The organism is Methylorubrum sp. GM97, from assembly GCF_024347855.1.
Taxonomy (GTDB): Bacteria; Pseudomonadota; Alphaproteobacteria; order Rhizobiales; family Beijerinckiaceae; genus Methylobacterium; species Methylobacterium extorquens.
In genome coordinates this window covers 2878886-2898309 of sequence record NZ_AP025942.1, presented here as the reverse complement: position 1 = coordinate 2898309, position 19424 = coordinate 2878886, and the positions used below count along the sequence as shown (strand labels likewise).

At 68.9% G+C, this 19424-nt stretch carries 18 protein-coding genes and 1 pseudogene; 5 read left to right on the top strand and 14 right to left on the bottom strand.

What is annotated here, in order from left to right; translation table 11 throughout:
* Nucleotides 1-139: 139 nt before the first annotated feature.
* Genes MSPGM_RS13390 through MSPGM_RS13375 form a run of 4 tightly spaced genes read right to left on the bottom strand, consistent with a single transcriptional unit; the run spans nt 140 to nt 4507 of the window.
* On the bottom strand, nt 140-1168 hold the full coding sequence (locus tag MSPGM_RS13390) for a Gfo/Idh/MocA family protein (protein WP_012753102.1): 1029 nt from the start codon (nt 1166-1168) through the stop codon (nt 140-142).
* On the bottom strand, nt 1168-2349 hold the full coding sequence (locus MSPGM_RS13385) for a class I SAM-dependent methyltransferase (RefSeq protein WP_003597807.1): 1182 nt from the start codon (nt 2347-2349) through the stop codon (nt 1168-1170). Before MSPGM_RS13385 ends, MSPGM_RS13390 begins: the two co-directional genes overlap by 1 nt.
* A 31-nt stretch (nt 2350-2380) precedes the next feature.
* Complete coding sequence (locus MSPGM_RS13380) at nt 2381-3301, bottom strand: HD domain-containing protein (RefSeq protein WP_261925670.1); 921 nt, start codon at nt 3299-3301, stop codon at nt 2381-2383.
* Nucleotides 3302-3313: 12 nt separating this feature from the next.
* Nucleotides 3314-4507 carry an inositol-3-phosphate synthase gene (locus MSPGM_RS13375; RefSeq protein WP_003597802.1) on the bottom strand — a complete coding sequence of 398 codons (1194 nt, stop codon included), beginning with the start codon at nt 4505-4507 and terminating at the stop codon, nt 3314-3316.
* A 315-nt stretch (nt 4508-4822) separates the two neighbouring features.
* Here MSPGM_RS13375 and MSPGM_RS13370 point away from each other — a divergent pair, with 315 nt between their 5' ends.
* Entirely contained in the window at nt 4823-5941 is a 1119-nt protein-coding gene (locus tag MSPGM_RS13370) for a transglycosylase SLT domain-containing protein (RefSeq protein ID WP_003597801.1), read from the top strand.
* A gap of 9 nt (nt 5942-5950) precedes the next feature.
* Here the strand turns inward: MSPGM_RS13370 and dgcA are convergent, their stop codons facing one another.
* From dgcA to MSPGM_RS13350, 4 genes are all read right to left on the bottom strand, one after another.
* On the bottom strand, nt 5951-6931 hold the full coding sequence (gene dgcA / locus MSPGM_RS13365; RefSeq protein ID WP_003597800.1) for an N-acetyl-D-Glu racemase DgcA: 981 nt from the start codon (nt 6929-6931) through the stop codon (nt 5951-5953).
* A gap of 13 nt (nt 6932-6944) precedes the next feature.
* Nucleotides 6945-7955, bottom strand: coding sequence for an N-acetyltransferase DgcN (gene dgcN / locus MSPGM_RS13360; RefSeq protein ID WP_261925668.1), 1011 nt, complete (start codon nt 7953-7955; stop codon nt 6945-6947).
* 289 nt (nt 7956-8244) lie between these two features.
* Nucleotides 8245-10080: a dihydroxy-acid dehydratase gene (ilvD, locus tag MSPGM_RS13355; protein WP_003597797.1), complete on the bottom strand. Its 1836-nt coding sequence runs from the start codon at nt 10078-10080 to the stop codon at nt 8245-8247.
* Between the two features lie 191 nt (nt 10081-10271).
* The gene (locus MSPGM_RS13350; RefSeq protein ID WP_012753099.1) at nt 10272-11834 is read right to left on the bottom strand and encodes a 2-isopropylmalate synthase; all 1563 of its coding nucleotides are present in this window, start codon (nt 11832-11834) and stop codon (nt 10272-10274) included.
* Nucleotides 11835-12453: 619 nt separating this feature from the next.
* On the opposite strand from MSPGM_RS13350, the gene MSPGM_RS13345 reads away from it, so the two are divergent.
* Nucleotides 12454-12780 carry a hypothetical protein gene (locus MSPGM_RS13345; protein ID WP_003597794.1) on the top strand — a complete coding sequence of 109 codons (327 nt, stop codon included), beginning with the start codon at nt 12454-12456 and terminating at the stop codon, nt 12778-12780.
* A gap of 11 nt (nt 12781-12791) precedes the next feature.
* Here the strand turns inward: MSPGM_RS13345 and MSPGM_RS13340 are convergent, their stop codons facing one another.
* Genes MSPGM_RS13340 through pdxY form a run of 3 tightly spaced genes read right to left on the bottom strand, consistent with a single transcriptional unit; the run spans nt 12792 to nt 15313 of the window.
* Nucleotides 12792-13523, bottom strand: coding sequence for an NUDIX hydrolase (locus MSPGM_RS13340; protein ID WP_003597793.1), 732 nt, complete (start codon nt 13521-13523; stop codon nt 12792-12794).
* Nucleotides 13513-14442 (bottom strand): PhzF family phenazine biosynthesis protein, encoded by a 930-nt coding sequence (locus MSPGM_RS13335; RefSeq protein ID WP_003597790.1) that lies wholly within the window; start codon nt 14440-14442, stop codon nt 13513-13515. The genes MSPGM_RS13340 and MSPGM_RS13335 overlap by 11 nt, the downstream gene beginning before the upstream one ends.
* 19 nt (nt 14443-14461) lie before the next feature.
* On the bottom strand, nt 14462-15313 hold the full coding sequence (pdxY, locus tag MSPGM_RS13330; protein WP_261925667.1) for a pyridoxal kinase PdxY: 852 nt from the start codon (nt 15311-15313) through the stop codon (nt 14462-14464).
* Between the two features lie 218 nt (nt 15314-15531).
* Between pdxY and MSPGM_RS13325 the strand changes: the two genes are divergently transcribed.
* The 3 genes from MSPGM_RS13325 (at nt 15532) to MSPGM_RS13315 (ending at nt 17409) form a co-directional block, all read left to right on the top strand.
* Nucleotides 15532-16053, top strand: a complete 522-nt coding sequence (locus tag MSPGM_RS13325) for a DedA family protein (RefSeq protein WP_003597784.1) — start codon at nt 15532-15534, stop codon at nt 16051-16053.
* Nucleotides 16054-16059: 6 nt separating this feature from the next.
* Entirely contained in the window at nt 16060-16854 is a 795-nt protein-coding gene (locus MSPGM_RS13320; RefSeq protein ID WP_261925666.1) for a cobalamin-binding protein, read from the top strand.
* 69 nt (nt 16855-16923) lie between these two features.
* Complete coding sequence (locus tag MSPGM_RS13315; protein ID WP_003597780.1) at nt 16924-17409, top strand: MmcB family DNA repair protein; 486 nt, start codon at nt 16924-16926, stop codon at nt 17407-17409.
* On the opposite strand, the gene MSPGM_RS13310 is transcribed toward MSPGM_RS13315, so the two are convergent.
* The 3 genes and pseudogenes from MSPGM_RS13310 to fumC form a co-directional block, all read right to left on the bottom strand.
* On the bottom strand, nt 17332-17643 hold the full coding sequence (locus MSPGM_RS13310; protein ID WP_003597778.1) for a ribbon-helix-helix domain-containing protein: 312 nt from the start codon (nt 17641-17643) through the stop codon (nt 17332-17334). The genes MSPGM_RS13315 and MSPGM_RS13310 overlap by 78 nt on opposite strands.
* Complete coding sequence (locus MSPGM_RS13305) at nt 17640-17828, bottom strand: DUF4169 family protein (RefSeq protein ID WP_003597777.1); 189 nt, start codon at nt 17826-17828, stop codon at nt 17640-17642. Before MSPGM_RS13305 ends, MSPGM_RS13310 begins: the two co-directional genes overlap by 4 nt.
* Nucleotides 17829-17888: 60 nt before the next feature.
* Nucleotides 17889-19306 (bottom strand): annotated as a pseudogene (fumC, locus tag MSPGM_RS13300) (class II fumarate hydratase).
* Nucleotides 19307-19424 lie beyond the last annotated feature (118 nt).

Below are 19424 nucleotides of genomic sequence, written 5' to 3'. Positions count from 1 at the left end.
CCTGAGGTGCCGCGAAGCGGCCTCGAAGGATCCTCCAGGGATCGCGGGGATCTGGACGATCCTTCGAGGCTGCGCTTCGCTCCGCACCTCAGGATGAGGGCGTGGGTGGGATCGTACGGTCTGCTCCTAACAATCGTCGTCAGGCCGCGTCGCGGCCGGCCGGTTTGCCTGCCGCCGCGTAGGCGCGGGCGATCAGGCGCATGGTGTGCAGGTCGCGCTCGGCGTCCCAGGCGGTGCGCTCGTCCCGTTCGCGCAGGGCGCGGCCGAAGGCGCGCACCTGTTCGAGGAAGGGCGAAGCCGTTTTGTCGAAGGCGATGTCTTCGACCCGGCCATCCGCGCCGTTCGTGAAGGTGACGCTGCCGCCCGCGGTCTGGCCCATCGTGTCGGTCGCGGTGAGCATCCCATTGGTGCCGACCACCTCCAGCCGGCGGCGCGGCAGGGCGTCGGGGCAATTGTAGGCGACGTTGAGCTGGGCGAGCGCGCCCGAACCGGTGCGGCCGATCAGCAGGGCGCCGTCATCGACGGCGTAATCTTGCGCGCGGGCCTGGGTCATGGCCGCGATCTCGGCGATCGGCTCGCCGAGCAGGAAATCCACGAGGTCGATCCCGTGGGGCGCGAGGTCGATCAGCGCGCCGCCGCCCGCCTGGGCCGGATCGATGCGCCAGTTGTCCTGGCCCCGGAACGACGCCCAGGCCCGATCGAGCCAGCAGGCATAGACGATGCGAACCGCCGTCACCGTGCCGAGCCGGCCCGCGCGGATGAGGTCGCGCATGGCACGGTGACCGGGATGATGGCGCTGGTCGAAGGCGGTGCCGTAGAATGCGCCGGACTTTCGCACGGCCGCCGCCATCGCTTCCGCATCGGCGAGAGAAGCGGCCATCGGCTTCTCGCACAGCACCGCCTTGCCGGCGGCACAGAGCGCTTCGACCGCACCGCGGTGGAGATGGTTCGGCGTGGCGACGTAGACCGCCTCGACCTCGGGCTGGGCGATCAGCCCGGCGAGGTCGGCATGCGCCCGCGCGCCCTCGGCTTCCGCCGCCGCGCGCGACGCCGCGCCGGGATCAGCAACGGCGATCAGGCGATGCCCCGCGGCGCGGATGCCGGGCGCCATGTAGTCGCGGGCGACCCAGCCGTAGCCGACGATGCCCCAGCCGACGCTTCCCACCATCACCAGCGCTCCGGCAGATCGACGTATTCGCGGCGGCGCACCCGCGCCGCGTCCGACGTGTTGGGCTTGCCGTTCCAGTCGATGGCCTCCGGGCCGTCCGAATGCAGCGGATAAGTCGCCTGCGAGGCGTATTCGGCCTCGTACCGCTCCGATGGCCAGCGAATGGCGAAGCCACCGTCCTCGGGCACGTAGAGCGGATTGAGGTGAAGTGCCGCATCCGCCGGCGGCAGCGTGATGCCATCGACGATCGCCCGCGGCGCCGGGCGCATTCCGGGCCCGGCCACCACCGAGAACGCCTCGCAGCTTCGGAGGTCGCGCGGCTCGCGGGGCTGCGGTGCGCGCGCCTCGACCAGGGCGCGGGTCAGTTCGGCGTCGTCGTAGACCAGCCCGTCCGGGAACAGCTCCTCGATTTCGGCCGCCGAGATTGCCTTGCCGGCCGAGAAGCCTGGCTGCCCGCTGTTGTGGATGTGGCTGAGGGCGAGCCAGCCCTCTTCCCCGGCGGTCTGCCGCAGGCAGGACAGGATGCCGGGCTTGTCGTCGAGGAAGTAGAAGGCGTCGTTGCAGATCACGAGATCGACCGGCGCCTCGGGAATCGGCCAATGCGGCGACGACGCGTCGAAACAGACGAGCTGCGCTTTTTCGCCGACCACCCAGTGCCGGGCCACCCAGAGCTTGGCGAAGACCACGTCCGCACCCGCGACCTTCACGCCCCGGCGCTTCAATTCGCGCAGGTAATGGCCGATGCCGCAGGCAAGCTCGAACGCACAGACCGGGTCGTTCCAGTGCGCCTCCAGCAGGCTCAGGCCCGCCAGGAAGGTCGGGTCAGTCCAGCGGTTGACGAAGTAGTCGCCGACGCGGCCCCAGCCGAGCCAGTCCACGGCCTGCCGCAGGGTGGCGCTCGCGCGCTCCCGAACCAGCCGGCGCAACGACTCTGGGTCGGCCGGCGGACCGGTCCACCAATCGTCCTGATCGGCCAGCAGGAGGACGAGCGCGTCCTCTCGCCGATCGGCGTCGAGATGATCGAGCGCCGCCGTGACGAGGCTGTCGCGGCCGGTGCGAAGATAGGGAATGCCATCGATGACCGGCCAGCGGGCTCCGGTTTCGGCGTCGCGCAGGGCATGCGCGCCGTCGACCTTGAGCCTGTGGCCGGTCTCCGGCGAGAGGAGATCGAAGGGGATCATGAGCCTGGATTCTGCCGGACAGCGCGGGACGTCACGGGATGCGCATATCGGTCAGAACGCGATCCTGGAAAGCCTTGACCGGCCCGGCATGGACCAGTTCCATCTCGCCGAGCACCGTGTCCATCGTCAGCGAGGCGGCCCGCAGGTGCTGGGCGATCTGCAGGACGCGGTCGATGGAGTCGGCAGCGTGGAAGGCGCGGCCCTCCGCCGTGGCATCGTCCGGCAGGACGAGGCGGGCGGCACGGACCGTCTCCCGCAGCGGCGGCTCCAACTCTTCCAAAGCCCATTCCGAACACCGCCCGACGATCGGCCAGAGATGGTCGCCGAGCAGCATCTCGCCGGTGAAGCCGGCATCGGGCATCGCCGCGTTGTGGAAGTGGTGCGCCATCGCCGCTAGGAACACGGTCGTCGGATCGGCCCGGTAGAACGGGCTGAGCAGCACGCCGTAGACCGCCACGACGAGGCAGTGCTCGGCGTGGTTCTCAGGCGGTTCGAGCAGGATGCGCGGCTTGCCGGGGCAGGTCACCCCTGCTCTGGGCTGCTGCGCTAAGGCGCCGACGAAGCCCGGCACGGGCCCGGCCGGCAGAGCGGCGGGCTCGCGTAGGCAAGCCCGAAGGCGATCCCGCAACTCGGGATCGACCGGTTCCGAAACCGCATCGAGCCCCGCGACCAGTACGTCGGAGGTCTGCGCCTCATCGAGCCCGGCAGCCGAGAGGAACGCCGCGTCGAGGTCGCAGAGCCGCGCGGCGGCCAGCGCTTTGGTCGTGATGTCGAGGGCGACGGTCTCCGGCGGGGCGCCGCCGGTGAGCGCCGACCACCCTTGAGCGAACAGACGCTCGGCGATCGAGCCTGCGCGTCCCGCCGAGCGGACGCGCTTGAGATCGCCGAGTTCGACCAGCAGTTCCCGCACCGCGACGGGGGCTGCCGGCCCGGTTTGCGAAAAACCCGTCACGGGCGCGGGGCCTTACTGCTGCGCGCCGAGCCAGTCGAAGAGCATCCGCTGCTGCTTGCCGAAATCGTGCTCCGGACCGTGGCCGTTCTTCACCATCGGCGCCTTGAAGAAGGTCGAGAGCTGCTCCTGCACGCCGCCGTCACCGCGGGACTTGGCGAGATCCAGCACGCGGGCAATTTCGATCACCAGCGGTGCCGCCAGAATCGAGTCCTTGCAGAGGAAGTTGACCTTGATCTGCATGCGCTGGCCCATGAAGCCGGTGACGTCGATGTTGTCCCAGGCTTCCTTGTCGTCGCCGCGCGGGCGGTAATAGTGGATGTGCACGAGGTGGTCTTCGACCGGGTAGCCGAGGATCGAATCGAGCACCGTGCCTTTGGTGTTGAGCTTCGATTGCAGCGAGTTCGGATCGTTGAGGGCGAGGCCATCGCGGTTGCCGAGGATGTTGGTCGAGAACCAGCCATCGACGTGAAGCTGGCGGGCCTTCAGGGCCGGGGCCAGCACCGTCTTCATCATGGTCTGGCCGGTCTTGCCGTCCTTGCCGGCGACCGGGACGTTCAGCTCGCGGGCGAGTTCCATCAGGGCCGGCACGTCGGCGGCGATGGAGGGGGTGAAGTTCGCGTAGGGAACGCCGCTCTTGATCGCCGCATAGGCGTAGAGCATCGCCGGCGAGATCGACTCGTCGCTCGAATCGAGCCCCTTCTCGAAAGCTTCGGCCGAGTTGAGAACCGGCACGGAGAGATCGGGCCAGCGCTCGGTCGAGGCGAGGTTGATCACCACGACGTCGTCGAGGTTGCTCTCCTTGCGGAAGCGGTTGAGGTCGTTGGCGATGACCGAGACGGTCTCGCGATGGTCCTTGGCGACGATGCGGTTGCCGCCGTCGATGTTCTTGCAGAACTTGGCCGAGCCAACCGCCGGCCAGGGCGTGATGCCCTTGAGCGCCTGGGCGCCGTTCTCGATGTCCTCGCGGCTCAACACACCGTGACCGGTGGCGGCCGAAGCGAGGTCGTCGCCGTTCAGATCCCAGCCGCCGAAGACGAGATCCTTATAGTCGGCCATCCCGGCAACGGACACACCCGCGAGCGGAAGGCCATCCAGACGGTTCGAACCCGATTTGATGGTTTCGATGCCGGCGATGGCTGTCGTCGCGACTGCACCGCCCATGCCAACGAACGCCACTCCGACGCGTCGACCGGTCTGAATGCCCATGGGAACTCGATCTTTCTGTTGTGGTGGCGCTGACGCCTTAGGATGAGCCCTAACGGGAGGCCGCGCGGCCCATGACAACTGTGACCAACCCAGTCCGTTCCGGTGCCGACCCTGCCATCTTTGCCGCAGGTCCAGTTTCGCCGGGACTGCATCGTTTGGTTAAAATATCGTAAACACAATGGCTTAACGCTGGATTAACGGGATCACGTTTGGATCACGGGGTGGTCCCATTGTGGTCACACCCGGCGGCGAAACCTCCGCCGGTTAAACGAAGCCCGGCACAAAAGAACGCCGAGGCACCAACAAGGAAGACCGATGGGGGTTTACCCGGAGCCGGCGCGCTGCGCCGACGACGTAAGCCGACTCGTGCCTTGCGGGTCGAATGCCGGCAACGGTGCTGCTTCGCAGCCGTCGCGCGTTCGTTCGCCGCTCGTGCGCAGCCTTGCCGCCTTGACCGCCAGCGTGACCCTGCTGCTGGCCGGGCCGCAGGCCGTGTCCGCCTACGAGAACGCACATGTCGCGATTTCGATCCCGATGATGGTGCGGGCCGATCTCCGCCCGGCCGGGGCCGAGGCGGAATGGGGCGGCACCGCGCTGCTTGGCCAAGCCGGCGGGCTGACCGCCTCGATCGACCGCATGCAGGCGTCGCTGGCCAATCCCCGTTCGGACACCGACGACGAGATCCTCCGCTTCGGCGAGATGAGCGTGTCGCGTCCGCTGGTGGAAACGATCCTGAAGGCCTCCGAGGTGACCGGCGTCGATCCCGTCTACATGATGGCGCTCGCCGACAAGGAATCGAGCTTCGATACCAACGTGAAGTCCTCCGCCTCCTCGGCGCAGGGTCTGTTCCAGTTCGTCACCGGCACCTGGCTGGAGATGATCCGCCAGTACGGCGCCAAGCACGGGATGGCCGATGACGCCGCCGCGGTGAAGGGCCATGGCGCCGGCATCACCATCGCCGACGCGGCGACCCGCAAGCGGGTGCTCGACCTGCGCAACGACCCCTACGTCTCCGGCCTGATGGCCGGCGAGTTGATCAAGCGGGATCGCAGCCGGATCGAGGCGCGGATCGGCCGCGAGTTGAAGACCACCGAACTCTATCTCGCGCATTTCCTCGGCACCGCGAGCGCCGGCAAGTTCCTGTCGCTCAGCGCCGAGGATCCGGACAAGGTCGCCAAGGCCGCCTTCGGCCGGGCCGCGCGTGCCAACCGCGCCATCTTCACCGCCAAGGACGGGGGCAAGCGCCGCAGCCTGACCGTGGCCGAAGTCCACGAGAAGCTCGACGGCATGATCGACCGGCGCCTGAGCCAGTATCAGGCCATCGCCGACCTCGCGCAGCAGCAGGCCGAAGATCCGGCCGCACCGATCCTCGACGCCCGCCTGCGTCTCAGCGAGGACGTGGTGCCCTCGCTGGCGATCCGCTCGGTTCAGTAGAGACTGCGCTCAACCCCACAGCTCGGGCTCCGGCGGATAGACGGTGCTGCCCTCGTAGCGCAGGGCCGGCGCCCGGTCCTGGGCGAGCAGCAGCGGCCCGTCGAGATCGACGTAAGCCGCGTGGTGGGCGAGCAGCAGGGCCGGTGCCATGGCGAGCGACGAGCCGACCATGCAGCCGACCATGATCTCGAAGCCGCGCGCCCGCGCCTCGTGGGCGAGCTTCAGCGCTTCCGTGAGACCGCCGGCCTTGTCCAGCTTGATGTTGATCGCGTCGTAGCGCTTGGCCAGGGCATCGAGCCCGGCGCGGTCGTGCAGGCTCTCGTCGGCGCAGATCGGAATCGTGCGGTCGATCTCGGCGAGTAACCCGTCCTCGCCCGCCGGCAACGGCTGCTCAATCAAGCCGACGCCCGCCGCCGCGCAGGCCGCGAGGTTGTCGCGAATCGTCTCGGGCCGCCACGCCTCGTTGGCATCGACGATGAGGCGCGAATCCGGCGCGCCGCGGCGCACGGCGGCAATCCGCTCGGGGTCGCCCTCGCCGCCGAGCTTCACCTTCAGCAGCGGCCGGTGCGCCGCCCCACGCGCCGCTTCCTCCATCGCCTCGGGCTCGCCGAGGCTCAGCGTGTAGGCGGTGGTGACCGGAGCCGGTGCAGCAACCCCCGCGAGTTCGTAAGCGGGCTTACCGCTGCGCTTCGCTTCGAGGTCCCACAGGGCGCAGTCGAGGGCATTGCGGGCGGCACCCGGCTTCATCCGCCCGGCGAGGTCGAACCGCCCTCCCCCGTCAGCGATCCATGCCGCCTGTTCATCGAGGAAGGCGGCGACATTCTCGACCGTCTCGCCGTAGCGGGCATAGGGCACGCACTCGCCCCGGCCGCGAAACGAACCGTCCTCCACGGTCGCAACAACGACGACCGCCTCGGTGCGGCTGCCGCGGGAGATCGTGAACGATCCGGCAATGGGGAAGCGCTCGACGGCAACGGTCAGACGCGGCATCGGCTCTTCTCCCTCAGGCCGGAAACTCGGCGGCGATCCGATCCACGATCCCCTCGACGCCGAAGCGCACGGGATCGGTGGCGGGCAGGCCGTGAACGGATTCCGCCTCGCTCAGCAGCGCGCGCGCCTGCGCCTCGGGCAGGGCCTGCGTGTTCACGGCGATACCGACGGGGCGGATGCCCGGATTGGTGAGCGAGCCGCAGCGGATGGTCAGGTCGATGACCTCCTGGATCGTCGGCAGGGTCGCCTCGACGCCGCGCATGCGGGTGCGGGTCGGCTCGTGACAGATCACGAAGGCATCGGCCTGCGCGCCGTGCAGCAGGCCGAGGCTGACGCCGGCAAAGGAGGGGTGGAACAGCGAGCCCTGCCCCTCGATCAGATCCCAGTGATTCGGCTCGGCCGCCGGGGAGACCCACTCCACGGCACCGGAGATGAAATCGGCCACGACCGCGTCGATGGCCACGCCCCGGCCGGAGATGAACACGCCGGTCTGGCCGGTGGCGCGGAAATCGGCATCGAAGCCGCGCTCGCGCATGCCCCGTTCCAGGGCGAGTGCGGTGTACTTCTTGCCGACGGAGCAATCGGTGCCGACGGTGAGCAGGCGACGTCCGGGACGCTTGGTGCCCTTGCCGGTGGGGAAAGTCTCGGTGGTGTGGCGGACGTCGTGCAGGGCGCGCCCATTGCGCTTGGCTGCCTCGGCGATCTGGGGGATCGAGCCGAGCCGCACATGTAGCCCGCTCGCCACGTCGAGCCCGGCATCGAGCGCCGCCACGATCTCCGCGACCCAGTGGTCGGGCATCACGCCGCCGGCATTGACGACGCCGACGACCATGGTCTTGCAGCCCTTAGCGACCGCCTCCTCCAGAGTCAGATCGGGGATGCCGAGATCGGCGGCACAGCCCTCCATCCGGAACTGGCCGACGCACCATTCGGGGCGCCAGTCATTGATGCCGTAGGCGGTCTTTGCGGCGAGCCGGTCCGGCACGTCGCCGAGAAACATCAGATAGGGCGTGGCGATCTGCATAGGCGATTGTCCCGTCCGGAGCGAAGCTCCGCCTGAGAACGCGTCTATGCGTGATCCGTGCCCGATGCGCGAGGGATGACCTCGGCATTGCTGTAACCCCGCTTCGATCCCTCATGCTGAGGTGCCGAGCGCAAGCGCGGCCTCGAAGCACGCCGCGGCGGTTCTGCCTTCGCTTGGAGCCGCGCGCCGGGCCAGGATCGACCTTGCGCCGTGCTTCGAGGCCCGCTGCGCGGGCGCCTCAGCATGAGGTGCGGGGTGGAAGCCAGAACCGGTGGGATACAAGAATGCCCTACGGCTCGATTCGTCTCACCGCCCCCTTGGCGGCGCTGGTGGCGAGCATCGCGTAGGCGCGGAGCGCCGTGCTGACCTTGCGCTTGCGGGGCGTGGCCGGACGCCAGCCCTCCGCGTCGCGGGCGGCGCGGCGCTCGGCGAGCACGGCCTCGTCCACGGCGAGGTGGATGCGCCGGTTCGGGATGTCGATCTCGATCCGGTCGCCCTGCTCGACGAGGCCGATCAGACCGCCCTCGGCGGCTTCCGGCGAGACGTGGCCGATGGAGAGGCCCGAGGAGCCGCCTGAGAATCGGCCGTCGGTGACGAGCGCGCAGGCTTTACCGAGGCCCTTCGATTTCAGGTAGCTCGTGGGATAGAGCATCTCCTGCATGCCGGGGCCGCCGCGGGGGCCCTCGTAGCGGATCAGCACCACCTCGCCGGCCTTCACGCGGCCGTTGAGGATGGCATCCACCGACGCATCCTGGCTCTCGAAGACGTGGGCGGTGCCGGTGAAAGTCAGGATCGAAGCATCGACGCCGGCCGTCTTCACGATGCAGCCGTCTTCCGCGAGGTTGCCGTAGAGCACGGCCAGCCCGCCATCCCTCGAATAGGCGTGCTCGGCCGATCGGATGACGCCGGCCTCGCGGTCGAGGTCGAGCTCATCCCAGCGCGAGGCTTGGCTGAAGGCCACCTGGGTCGGCACGCCGCCGGGCGCGGCGCGGAAGAAGGTCTGGACCGACTCGCTCTGGGTCTTCTTGACGTCCCAGCGGTCAAGCGCCGCGCCGAGCGTGCCCGAGCCGACATTGCCGACGGATCGGTCGATCAGACCGGCGCGGTCGAGTTCGCCCAGGATCCCCATGATGCCGCCGGCCCGGTGCACGTCCTCCATGTGGACGTTGGCGACGGCCGGGGCGACCTTGCACAGAACCGGCACCCGGCGTGACAGCCGGTCGATGTCGGCCATGGTGAAGGGCACCTCGGCCTCATGCGCGGCGGCGAGCAGGTGCAGCACCGTGTTGGTCGAGCCGCCCATGGCAATGTCGAGGGTCATCGCGTTCTCAAAGGCGGCCATCGTCGCGATCGAGCGCGGCAGGACGCTGGCGTCGTCCTGCTCGTAGTGGCGGCGCGCCAGATCGACGATGAGGTGACCGGCCTCGACGAACAGGCGCTTGCGGTCGGCATGGGTCGCGAGCGTCGAGCCGTTGCCGGGCAGCGATAGGCCGAGCGCCTCGGTGAGACAGTTCATGGAGTTCGCCGTGAACATGCCCGAGCACGAACCGCAGGTCGGGCAGGCCGAGCGCTCGATGACGGCGACGTCCTCGTCCGAGACCCGATCATCGGCCGCGGCCACCATCGCATCGACGAGGTCGAACTTGCGGGTGACGCCGTTCATCACGACCTTGCCCGCCTCCATCGGCCCGCCGGAGACGAACACCGCCGGGATGTTGAGGCGCAGCGCCGCCATCAGCATGCCGGGGGTGATCTTGTCGCAATTCGAGATGCAGACCATGGCGTCGGCGCAATGCGCGTTGACCATGTACTCGACGCTGTCGGCGATCAGCTCGCGCGACGGGAGCGAGTAGAGCATTCCGTCATGGCCCATGGCGATGCCGTCATCGACCGCGATGGTGTTGAATTCCTTCGCCACACCGCCCGCCTGCTCGATCTCGCGGGCCACGAGCTGGCCGAGATCCTTCAGGTGGACGTGGCCCGGCACGAACTGCGTGAACGAGTTCACCACCGCGATGATCGGCTTGCCGAAATCCGAATCCTTCATGCCGGTGGCGCGCCAAAGGCCGCGGGCGCCGGCCATGTTGCGGCCATGGGTGGTGGTGCGGGAGCGATAGGCGGGCATTTTTTCGGGACTTTTCGAAGCTGATCGACCAACCGGCCGATCGTCCAAGAACACGCCCTCATCCTGAGGTGCGAAGCGAAGCGGAGCCTCGAAGGAGGGCTCCAGCCGGCCTCGCGATCCCTAGAGCTCTCCTTCGAGGCCGCGACCGCGGCGCCTCAGGATGAGGGGGTGGGGTGGGATAGAAGTGTCGTTCAGACCACCGCAGCGTGCTGCGCGTGCAGCCGTACGGAGGCCGCCGAGAGTTTGTTGAGCGCCGAGAGATACGCCTTGGCCGAGGCCACCAGCGTGTCCGGGTCGGCACCGCGCGCCGTGACCGAGCGCTCTCCGGCCTTCAGCCGGACCGAAACTTCGGCCTGGGCGTCGGTGCCCTCGGTCACGGCGTGGACCTGATAGAGTTCGAGCACCGCGTCGTGCGGGACGATCTCGTGGATCGCGTTGAAGACCGCGTCCACCGGGCCGTTGCCATCGGCCTCCGCGGTGAAGATGCGGCCGTCCATCTCGATCTTCATCGTCGCGCGCTGCGGGCCCCGCGTGCCGGCGATCACCGACAGGGAGACGAGCTTGATGCGGTCGTGGGCGGTGGCGCGCTTCTCGTCCACCAGTGCCTCGATATCCTCGTCGTAGACGTGCTTCTTGCGGTCGGCCAAGGCCTTGAAGCGCTCGAACACGTCCTGGAACTGGTTGTCGGACAGCGAGATGCCGAGCTCGCCGAGCTTCGACTTGAACGCCGCGCGGCCGGAATGCTTGCCCATCACCAGCGAGGTCTTGGCGAGCCCGACCGAGGCCGGGGTCATGATCTCATAGGTCTCGGAATGCTTGAGCATGCCGTCCTGATGGATGCCGCTCTCGTGGGCGAAGGCGTTCCGGCCGACGATGGCCTTGTTGTACTGCACGGGGAAGTTCGCCGCGTGGCTGACGAGCTTCGATGCGCGGGTCAGCATCGTCGAGTCGATGCCGGTGTCGTAGGGCATCACGTCGGCGCGGGTGCGGATCGCCATGACGATCTCTTCGAGCGCCGCGTTGCCGGCGCGCTCGCCGATACCGTTGACCGTGCACTCGATCTGCCGGGCGCCGCCCTCCAGGCCGGCGAGCGAGTTCGCCACCGCCAGCCCGAGATCGTTGTGGCAATGCACCGAGAAGATCGCCTTGTCGGCGTTCGGTACGCGCTCGCGGACTTGGCGGAACATCGCGCCGTATTCCTGCGGCGTGGCGTAGCCCACCGTGTCGGGCAGGTTGATGGTGGTGGCGCCCGAGCGGATCGCGGCCTCGACGCAGCGGCAGAGATAGTCGATGTCGGTGCGAGTCGCGTCCATGGCCGACCATTCCACGTCCTCGACGAGGTCGCGGGCCTGGGCCACGGTCTTGAGGATGATCTCGATCACCTCGTCCTGCGTCTTGCGCATCTGGTGGGCGAGGTGGATCGCCGAGGTCGAGACGAAGGTATGGATGCGGCCGCGCTCAGCGTGCCGCACCGCCTCGCCCGCCCGGGCGATGTCGGCGGGAATCGCGCGGGCGAGGCCCGCCACGGTCGCCCGCTTGGTGCGCCGCGCGATCTCGGAGACGGCCTCGAAGTCGCCGTTGGAGGCGATGGGGAAGCCCGCCTCGATGATGTCGACGCCCATCCCGTCGAGCAGTTCGGCCACCGCCAACTTCTCGTCGAGCGTCATGGTTGCGCCGGGACATTGCTCGCCGTCGCGCAGCGTCGTGTCGAAGATGACGACGCGGTCCTTCGCGCTCTGAGTCGTGTTCGCCATGGGTCTTCGTTCCTCGCAGCCGGCGCGCTCGACACGTTGGGAGCGGCGCCGGAAAAGCCTGTCTTCCGGTCGATGGGCGGCATCCCCTGAGAGCCCAGGCGATCGCGCCCGGACGGCCCTCAGGGGCGGCTAAGAAGCAGGCCTACGAGAATGAGCGCGCACGACGAAGCGGCCGCGAGAGCAGCGCCATCGTTCGTCTGCGCAGGGCGGCCAGGGGCCACGCTCGATTCTCCTCAAGAGGCTGACTCGCCGGAAGACCGTCACGAGACCAGGGTGGCGGTATGTACCGATTGGCGGGGATCGTGACAAGCACATGCCAGGGTTATCGCTCGAAAGCGATCACCCTGGTTTGCTTGCCGGCCTCAGTCGCCGGCGCCCGCCTCCGCGGGCTCAGGCTTCGCTCCGCTCGACGCTTTCCGGGGCTCACGCCCCAAAAAGCCCGCTTCGCGCGGCGCTCTTCGCGCCGCGAAGCCGCGCAAGCGGCTTCGAACCAAGTGGCTTCAAACAATGGCACTGTGCCGCGTCCGTCCGACGATTGACCGGCCCATGCGCGGAGGGCACAAACCGCCGGCCAAGCTTGGCTGCAGCGAACCTCGTCTCGCAACCGGAGAGACCCGTCGTGCCCGCGCCGCTTCCCCTTGCCGTCTCCATCCTCGTCCTCGGCTGCGCCTTGAGTGCCTGCCAGTCGAGCGCACCGCCGCCGGTCGCGGCCGTGGCCGCAGCACCGGTTGTCACCGCCCTGCCGACCGGCACCGGGTGTGGCCCGACCATCGCCCGGACCCAGGCCATCGTCGCGGGCGACGTAAAGACCGGCGATCTGTCCGCGGCCGTCGGCACGCGCTTCAGCGCCGATCTCGACAAGGCGGCGGGCGCCTGCGCCGCCGGCCGCGAGGGCGAGGCGACGAGCCTGCTCTCGGCAGCCAAGGCGCGCTACGGCTACCGGTAAAAGCCGGGCTTTCAGGCCGGGAAGACGCTCGCGAGATAGGCCTGGACGAAGCCCGGCATCCGGGCGGCGTCGATGTCGGAGCGCGAGCGTGCGATGATGCTGTGGGCGAGTTCCGGCTCGTCCTCGTGGCCGCGATGCGATTCGATGCGAGCCTTCAGCGTCTCGGCCGCGCAGTCGAAGCGGACCGGGCGCAGGAAGGCGAGTTGGCCGTCGCCGCGCAGCAGCACCCATTTCTCCTCCGCCCCCTCGGGGAGCGTCAGGCCGGTCTCCTCCAAGAACTCGCGCGCGGCGCTGCCGGCGAGATCGACCGTGCCGTCATCGCGCAGGTCGCCGGGATCGGGCGTTCCGCAGGGGAAGTAGATCTGGCCGGCATTGGCGGTCTGGGCGCCCATCACGCCGAGCAGGACCGCCCCGTCTCGGCTGTGCGGGACGATCGCCGCGAAGGCGTTGGCCACCAGCGCGTCGGGCACGCCCGCATCGCGGAAGGCGAGGAAGCGCGAATAGCGCACCTCGAACAGGCTCGCCTCGCACGCGCCGTCCGCCAGGACGCAGCCGCTGGCGAGATAGACCGGCCCGTCGAACAGGCCCGGCGTCTCCGCCAGGCGGCGCTCCCAATTGCGATTGATCGCCTCGGCGTTGTCCCGCGCCCAGGCCCAATCGTACTCGACGCGCCGCGCGGAGACCCGCACCAGCGGCGTGAGGCTGAAACCGGGTGCGGCGTCGCCCGCGATCTCAATCGACACGCAGCACGCCCTCGCTCACCACCACGGCCTGTCCGCCGATCTCGACCGAGCGCAGGGTGCCCTCGGCGATGACGACCTGAAGGTCGATCGTGCTCGGCCGCCCCATGGCGACGCCCTGGCGGATCACCACGTCGTGAGTGCCCTCGCCCAGCGGCTCGAACTGCATCAGCACGCCGGCGAAGGCCGCCGCGGCGCTGCCCGTCGCCGGGTCTTCCGCAACGCCGAGATGGGGCGCGAACATCCGTGCCTGGTAGCTTTGCCCGAGGCCCTCCGCGTCGAGAGCATAGAGGTAGAGCGCGTCGGGCTCGGCATGGCGGAACAGGCGCTCGAACCGGGCGGTATCGAGCCGGGCCTGCGCCAGCGCCTCGCCGGAGGCGAGCGGCACGAAGGTGAAGGCGGGGCCGGCGCCGTGCCGGCTCGGCTGATGGCGGTTAAAGCCGAGATCGCCGGGCTTCAGTCCCAAAGCCGTGGCCAGGGCTTCGTTGGCGGGGGCCTCGCCGAGATAGGTCGGCAGAACCGGCAGCTTGAAACGGGCACGACCGTTGTGGCCATCCTCCGCTGCCTCGACGACGCAGGAGACGATGCCGATCTCTTCCTCGAGGCCGAAGGCGGCGGCATCCGCCAGCGCCACCGCCTGCCGCTCGGCCCGGTCGCGGAGAGCGAGCAGCACCGCCGTTCCAACTGTCGGGTGGCCGGCGAAGGGCAGTTCGCGGGTCGGTGTGAAGATGCGCAGGCGGGCCCGGTGGCGCGGCTCGGCCGGCGGCAGGACGAACACTGTCTCCGACAGATTGAACTCGCTGGCGATCGCCTGCATCGCCTCGGCGCTGAGCCCGTCAGCGTCGAGCACCACCGCGAGCGGGTTTCCGGCCAGCGGCGTATCGGTGAACACGTCGAGGGTGGCGAAGCGGCGTTCCAGCATCATGACTCCTTGAGAAGGTTCAAACGATCTCGATGGGAAAGGCCGCACTCGGCGCGACGAACTCTTCCTGCGCGGCGACGGTCAGCAGCTCGTCCGAGCCGGCCTCGGCGGTCCGGCGCAGCAGGCCGTGGATCGAGGCCGCCGCCATGCCGAGCGCCAGGGCCGCCGAGCCGGTGCGCAGGTAGTGCACGAGATAGAGCGCGGCGACCGCATCGCCCGCGCCCGAGACCGCTTTCAGGTCGAGCCGTGGCGTGCGCACGCGCCAGAACGAGCCACCCTCGGCCGCCATCATGTCGATCGCATCCGGCGGCGTCTCCGCCGTGACGAGCGAGGTCACGAGCAGGACACGGGGGCCGAGCGCCTGCACCGAAGCTGCCGCCGCCTTGGCCGCTTTCAGCGTGTCGCTCGGCGCATCCGAGATGAGATCGAGTTCGAACTGGTTCGGGGTGAGGATGTCCGCCGCCGGAACGGCCTGCGACCGCATGAAATCGGCGATACCGGGGCGGACATAGACGCCGGAATAGGTGTCGCCGATCACCGGGTCGCAGCAATAGAGCGCTTCGCGGTTGGCCGCCCGCACAGCCGCGACCGTCCGGAGGATCGCGGTGCCGATATCGGCCGAACCCATATAGCCGGAGAGGACGGCGTTGCACTCCTTGAGCGCGCCGCGCTCGGCCACGCCCTGCACGACCTCCTCCACCGCCGGCCCGTCGAAGACGCGCCCGCGCCACTGCCCGTAGCCGGTATGGTTGGAGAACTGAACCGTGTGCACCGGCCACACCTCGACCCCGAGCCGCTGCATCGGGAACACGGCGGACGAATTGCCCACATGGCCGTAGGCGACATGCGACTGGATCGACAGGACCTTCATGGTGCTCCGGTATCCGCTCCTGCATCGTGATAACCCGGCGGGCCCCCGCGCGCATCCGATCGGTGCAACGGCGCGTTAGGGCTCGGCCAACCTTGACCGCATCCCGACGAAGCGGTCACCGGTTCGTCGAAAGAATGCACATCAAAACAAAGACCTAGAGACGCCGGCCTGATGCCATCAGGTTGGATACGGCTTTCGGCCAATCTTCCGGAGTGAGTATGGATTTCGACGCCGCCCGCCAATCCGTCCTCACCTTCATCGAAACCTACAAGGCGTGGGCACCCTTGGTGACGGGCGTGATCGCCTTCTGCGAATCGCTGGCGGTCCTGTCGCTGCTGGTGCCGGCCACGGCGATCCTGCTCGGCGTCGGCGCGCTGATCGGCAGCAGCGGCCTGCCGTTCTGGCCCATGGTGATCGGGGCGGGCATCGGCGCGGGGCTCGGGGATTGGGTCTCCTACGAGGTCGGGCATTACTACAAGGACGGCGTGAAGCGCCTCTGGCCGATGAGCCGGCACCCGGAAATGACGGCGAAGGCCGAAGCCTTCCTGCGGCGCTGGGGTGCGGGGGCGATTCTCATCGGCCGCTTCATCGGTCCGGCGCGGGCGGTGGTGCCGCTGGTCGCCGGCAGCTTCGGCCTCGCCCGCATCCCGTTCCAGCTCGCAAATTGGAGTTCGGCCTTCGTCTGGGCCTTCGTCCTGCTCGCCCCCGGTGCGGGCCTGCTGACGTGGCTGCATTACTGACGCGCCATGCGCCGCTTCCCGCCCGAACGCATCGTCTGCCTCACCGAGGAGACCGTCGAGACGCTCTATCTGCTGGGTGAGGATCGCCGCATCGTCGGCGTCTCGGGCTACGCCGTGCGCCCGCCGCAGGTGCGCCGGGAGAAGCCGCGGGTCTCGGCCTTCACCAGCGCCGATCTGCCGAAGATTCTCGCCCTCGAACCGGACCTCGTCCTCGCCTTCTCGGATCTTCAGGCCGAGATCGTCGCCAGCCTCGCCCGCGCCGGCGTGGCGGTCCACCTGTTCAACCAGCGCGATGTAGAAGGCTGCCTCGCGATGATCCGCACCGTCGGCGCCCTCGTCGGCGCGGCGGAGCGGGCCGAGGCACTGGCGCAGTCCTACGCGGCGCACCTCGCCGAGGCCGCCGCCGAGAACGCAGGACGCGCACGGCCGAAGGTCTATTTCGAGGAATGGGACGAGCCGATGATCTCCGGCATCGGCTGGGTCTCCGACCTGATCGGCTATGCCGGCGGGCAGGACGTGTTTCCGGACCTCAGCCGCGCGCAGGCGGCGAAGGACCGGATCGTCACCGCGGAGCAGGTGATCGCGGCCGCCCCCGACGTGATCCTCGCCTCCTGGTGCGGCAAGCGCGTCAACGTCGAGCGCATCCGCTCCCGGCCCGGATGGCACGCGATTCCCGCCGTAGCGGCGGGGCGCATCCACGAGATCAAGTCGCCGCTGATCCTCCAACCGGGCCCCGCCGCCCTCACGGACGGGTTCGCGGCGCTCCGGGCTGCTTTGGCCGTGCGGCAAAGCGGCGGGTGACACCGAGGTAACCGCGCTGGCAGGATGTGCGGACTCGATTCGGCCTCATCCGCAAGCCAACGCCCCGGCATGTCCACAGCTCTCGCCCACATCGTCCTGCCGCCGGACCGGCGCCAGTCACCGACCGCGCTGAACATCCAGCGCGGGGTCCGACGCCTGCTCGCCGAAATGGGCTGCGTAAGCCTGCCGGAATTCTCGCTCGCCAACGGACGCCGCGCCGACGTGATCGCGCTCTGCGGCGCCGGACGGCTCACCATCATCGAGATCAAATCGAGCGTCGCCGACTTTCGCGCCGACCGGAAATGGCCGGATTACCGCGACTATTGCGACCGCTTCTTCTTCGCGATCCCCGAGACGGTGCCGGAATCGCTCATCCCGGAGGAATGCGGCCTCATCGTCGCCGATTCTTTCGGCGCAGCGATCCTGCGTGAGCCGCCGGACCATCCGCTGAGCCCGGCCCGGCGCAAGTCGGTTACCCTACGCTTCGCTCATTCCGCCGCCGGTCTCCTGCACGCCCTGGCCGATCCCGGCGCGATCCGCGAGGGGGCGCTCTGACGGCGCGCGCTCGTCGCGAAACGCGCCGAGCACGAACACCCGGATCGCGGAGGAGAGGTTGCGCGCGCCGCGCTCGGAATCGATGGCGCCGATCAGCGCCTGCACCGATTGTCCGCGCGCCTGCGCGATCTCTTGCAACGCAGTCCAGAACTCCGCCTCCAGCGAGACGCTGGTGCGGTGGCCCGCGATCATCACCGAGCGTTTCGCGTTCTCCCGCAGGGGCGCGCGCGTCATTCCTTATCGGGATCGGCGAGGCGGTGACCCTCGTGGCGGGACTGCTCGATCGCCTTGCGCGTCTCGGCCAGCGTCTTCGCCTTCTTCGGCCGGCCGAACAGGATGCGGTTCTCCGCAGCCTTGGCCTCTTTCGCCGCCTTCTCACGGTCCTTGCGCACCTGGCGCAGGTTGATGATCTCGGCCACCGTGTCAGCCCTCCGGACGACCCGGCGCGGAGAGGCCGCGCCGGGAAGCGAAACTAGCGCTTATTCCGCGCTCGGCGCCAGCATGGTTTCGGGGCGTACGACCCGCTCGAACTCCTCGTCCGTGACGTAGCCGAGCCGCAGCGCCTCTTCCTTCAGGGTGGTGCCGTTCTTGTGCGCGGTCTTGGCGATCTCGGCGGCCTTGTCGTAGCCGATCGAGGGCGCGAGCGCGGTCACCAGCATGAGCGAGCGGCTCATCAGGTCGCTGATCCGGTCGGTGTTGGCCTTGATGCCGACGACGCAATTGTCGGTGAAGCTGACTGAGGCGTCGGCCAGAATCCGCACCGATTGCAGCACCGCGTTGGCGATCACCGGCTTGAACACGTTGAGCTCGAAATGACCCTGTGAGCCGGCAAAGCTCACCGTGGTGCCGTTGCCGACCACCTGCGCGCAGACCATCGTCAGCGCCTCGCACTGGGTCGGGTTGACCTTGCCCGGCATGATCGACGAGCCGGGCTCGTTCTCCGGCAGCGACAATTCGCCGAGGCCCGAGCGCGGGCCGGAGCCGAGCAGGCGGATGTCGTTGGCGATCTTGAAGAGGCCCGATGCCAAAGCCGTCAGCGCGCCCTGAAGGAAGACGAGGGCGTCGTGGGTGGCCAGCGCCTCGAACTTGTTCTCGGCCGAGGTAAAGGGCAGCCCGGTCAGCTCCGCGACCTTGGCCGCAAACCGCTCCGCGAATTCCGGATGCGCATTGAGGCCGGTGCCGACGGCGGTGCCGCCCTGCGCCAGCGCCAGCACGCCGGGGAGCGTGGCGGCGATGCGCGCGCCACCGAGCGCGACCTGCGCGGCGTAACCGGAGAATTCCTGGCCGAGCGAGACCGGCGTCGCATCCTGCAAGTGCGTGCGGCCGATCTTGACGATGCTCTCGAACTCCTTCGCCTTGGCATCGAGCGCGGTGTGCAGGTGGGAGAGCGCCGGCAGCAGCCGCTCCTGAACCTCGCGGGCGACCGCGATGTGCATGGCGGTGGGGAAGGTGTCGTTTGAGGACTGGCCGCGGTTGCAATGATCGTTGGGGTGGACCGGCGACTTGCCGCCGCGCTTGCCCCGAGCCGCTCGTTTGCGAGGCTCGCGATCACCTCGTTGGCGTTCATGTTGGACTGCGTGCCCGAGCCCGTCTGCCACACCACCAGCGGGAACTCGTCGTCGTGCTTTCCGGCGACCACTTCGGCAGCGGATTCGGCGATCGCGTCGGCGATCTTCGGATCGAGGCCGCCGAGATCCTTGTTCACCAGCGCGGCGGCCTGCTTGACGATGCCGAGCGCATGGACGAGCGGCGCCGGCTGGCGCTCGGTGCCGATCTTGAAGTTCTGGATCGAGCGCTGCGTCTGGGCGCCCCAGTAGCGGTGGGCGGGCACTTCGATCGGGCCGAAGGTGTCGGACTCGGTACGCGTCTCGACGGAAGGGTTCTCGTGCGGCGACATCGTGGCCTCTTCGTTGGCTCTGATGCGGCCCTACTTAACGAAGCACGATGACAAGCGCGATGCCGGCCCCGAACGGGGGATGACGCATCGCGCACTCCGTTACCGCCGAGGTTGTTCG

Excerpts from the sequence above, each read along its gene's own strand:
- MSPGM_RS13390 (WP_012753102.1), bottom strand. The coding sequence starts at position 1,168 with ATGGTGGGAAGCGTCGGCTGGGGCATCGTCGGCTACGGCTGGGTCGCC.
- MSPGM_RS13385 (WP_003597807.1), bottom strand. The coding sequence starts at position 2,349 with ATGATCCCCTTCGATCTCCTCTCGCCGGAGACCGGCCACAGGCTCAAG.
- MSPGM_RS13375 (WP_003597802.1), bottom strand. The coding sequence starts at position 4,507 with ATGGGCATTCAGACCGGTCGACGCGTCGGAGTGGCGTTCGTTGGCATG.
- MSPGM_RS13370 (WP_003597801.1), top strand. The coding sequence starts at position 4,823 with ATGGGGGTTTACCCGGAGCCGGCGCGCTGCGCCGACGACGTAAGCCGA.
- dgcA (WP_003597800.1), bottom strand. The coding sequence starts at position 6,931 with ATGCCGCGTCTGACCGTTGCCGTCGAGCGCTTCCCCATTGCCGGATCG.
- dgcN (WP_261925668.1), bottom strand. The coding sequence starts at position 7,955 with ATGCAGATCGCCACGCCCTATCTGATGTTTCTCGGCGACGTGCCGGAC.
- ilvD (WP_003597797.1), bottom strand. The coding sequence starts at position 10,080 with ATGCCCGCCTATCGCTCCCGCACCACCACCCATGGCCGCAACATGGCC.
- MSPGM_RS13350 (WP_012753099.1), bottom strand. The coding sequence starts at position 11,834 with ATGGCGAACACGACTCAGAGCGCGAAGGACCGCGTCGTCATCTTCGAC.
- MSPGM_RS13335 (WP_003597790.1), bottom strand. The coding sequence starts at position 14,442 with ATGCTGGAACGCCGCTTCGCCACCCTCGACGTGTTCACCGATACGCCG.
- pdxY (WP_261925667.1), bottom strand. The coding sequence starts at position 15,313 with ATGAAGGTCCTGTCGATCCAGTCGCATGTCGCCTACGGCCATGTGGGC.
- MSPGM_RS13325 (WP_003597784.1), top strand. The coding sequence starts at position 15,532 with ATGGATTTCGACGCCGCCCGCCAATCCGTCCTCACCTTCATCGAAACC.
- MSPGM_RS13320 (WP_261925666.1), top strand. The coding sequence starts at position 16,060 with ATGCGCCGCTTCCCGCCCGAACGCATCGTCTGCCTCACCGAGGAGACC.
- MSPGM_RS13315 (WP_003597780.1), top strand. The coding sequence starts at position 16,924 with ATGTCCACAGCTCTCGCCCACATCGTCCTGCCGCCGGACCGGCGCCAG.
- MSPGM_RS13310 (WP_003597778.1), bottom strand. The coding sequence starts at position 17,643 with ATGACGCGCGCGCCCCTGCGGGAGAACGCGAAACGCTCGGTGATGATC.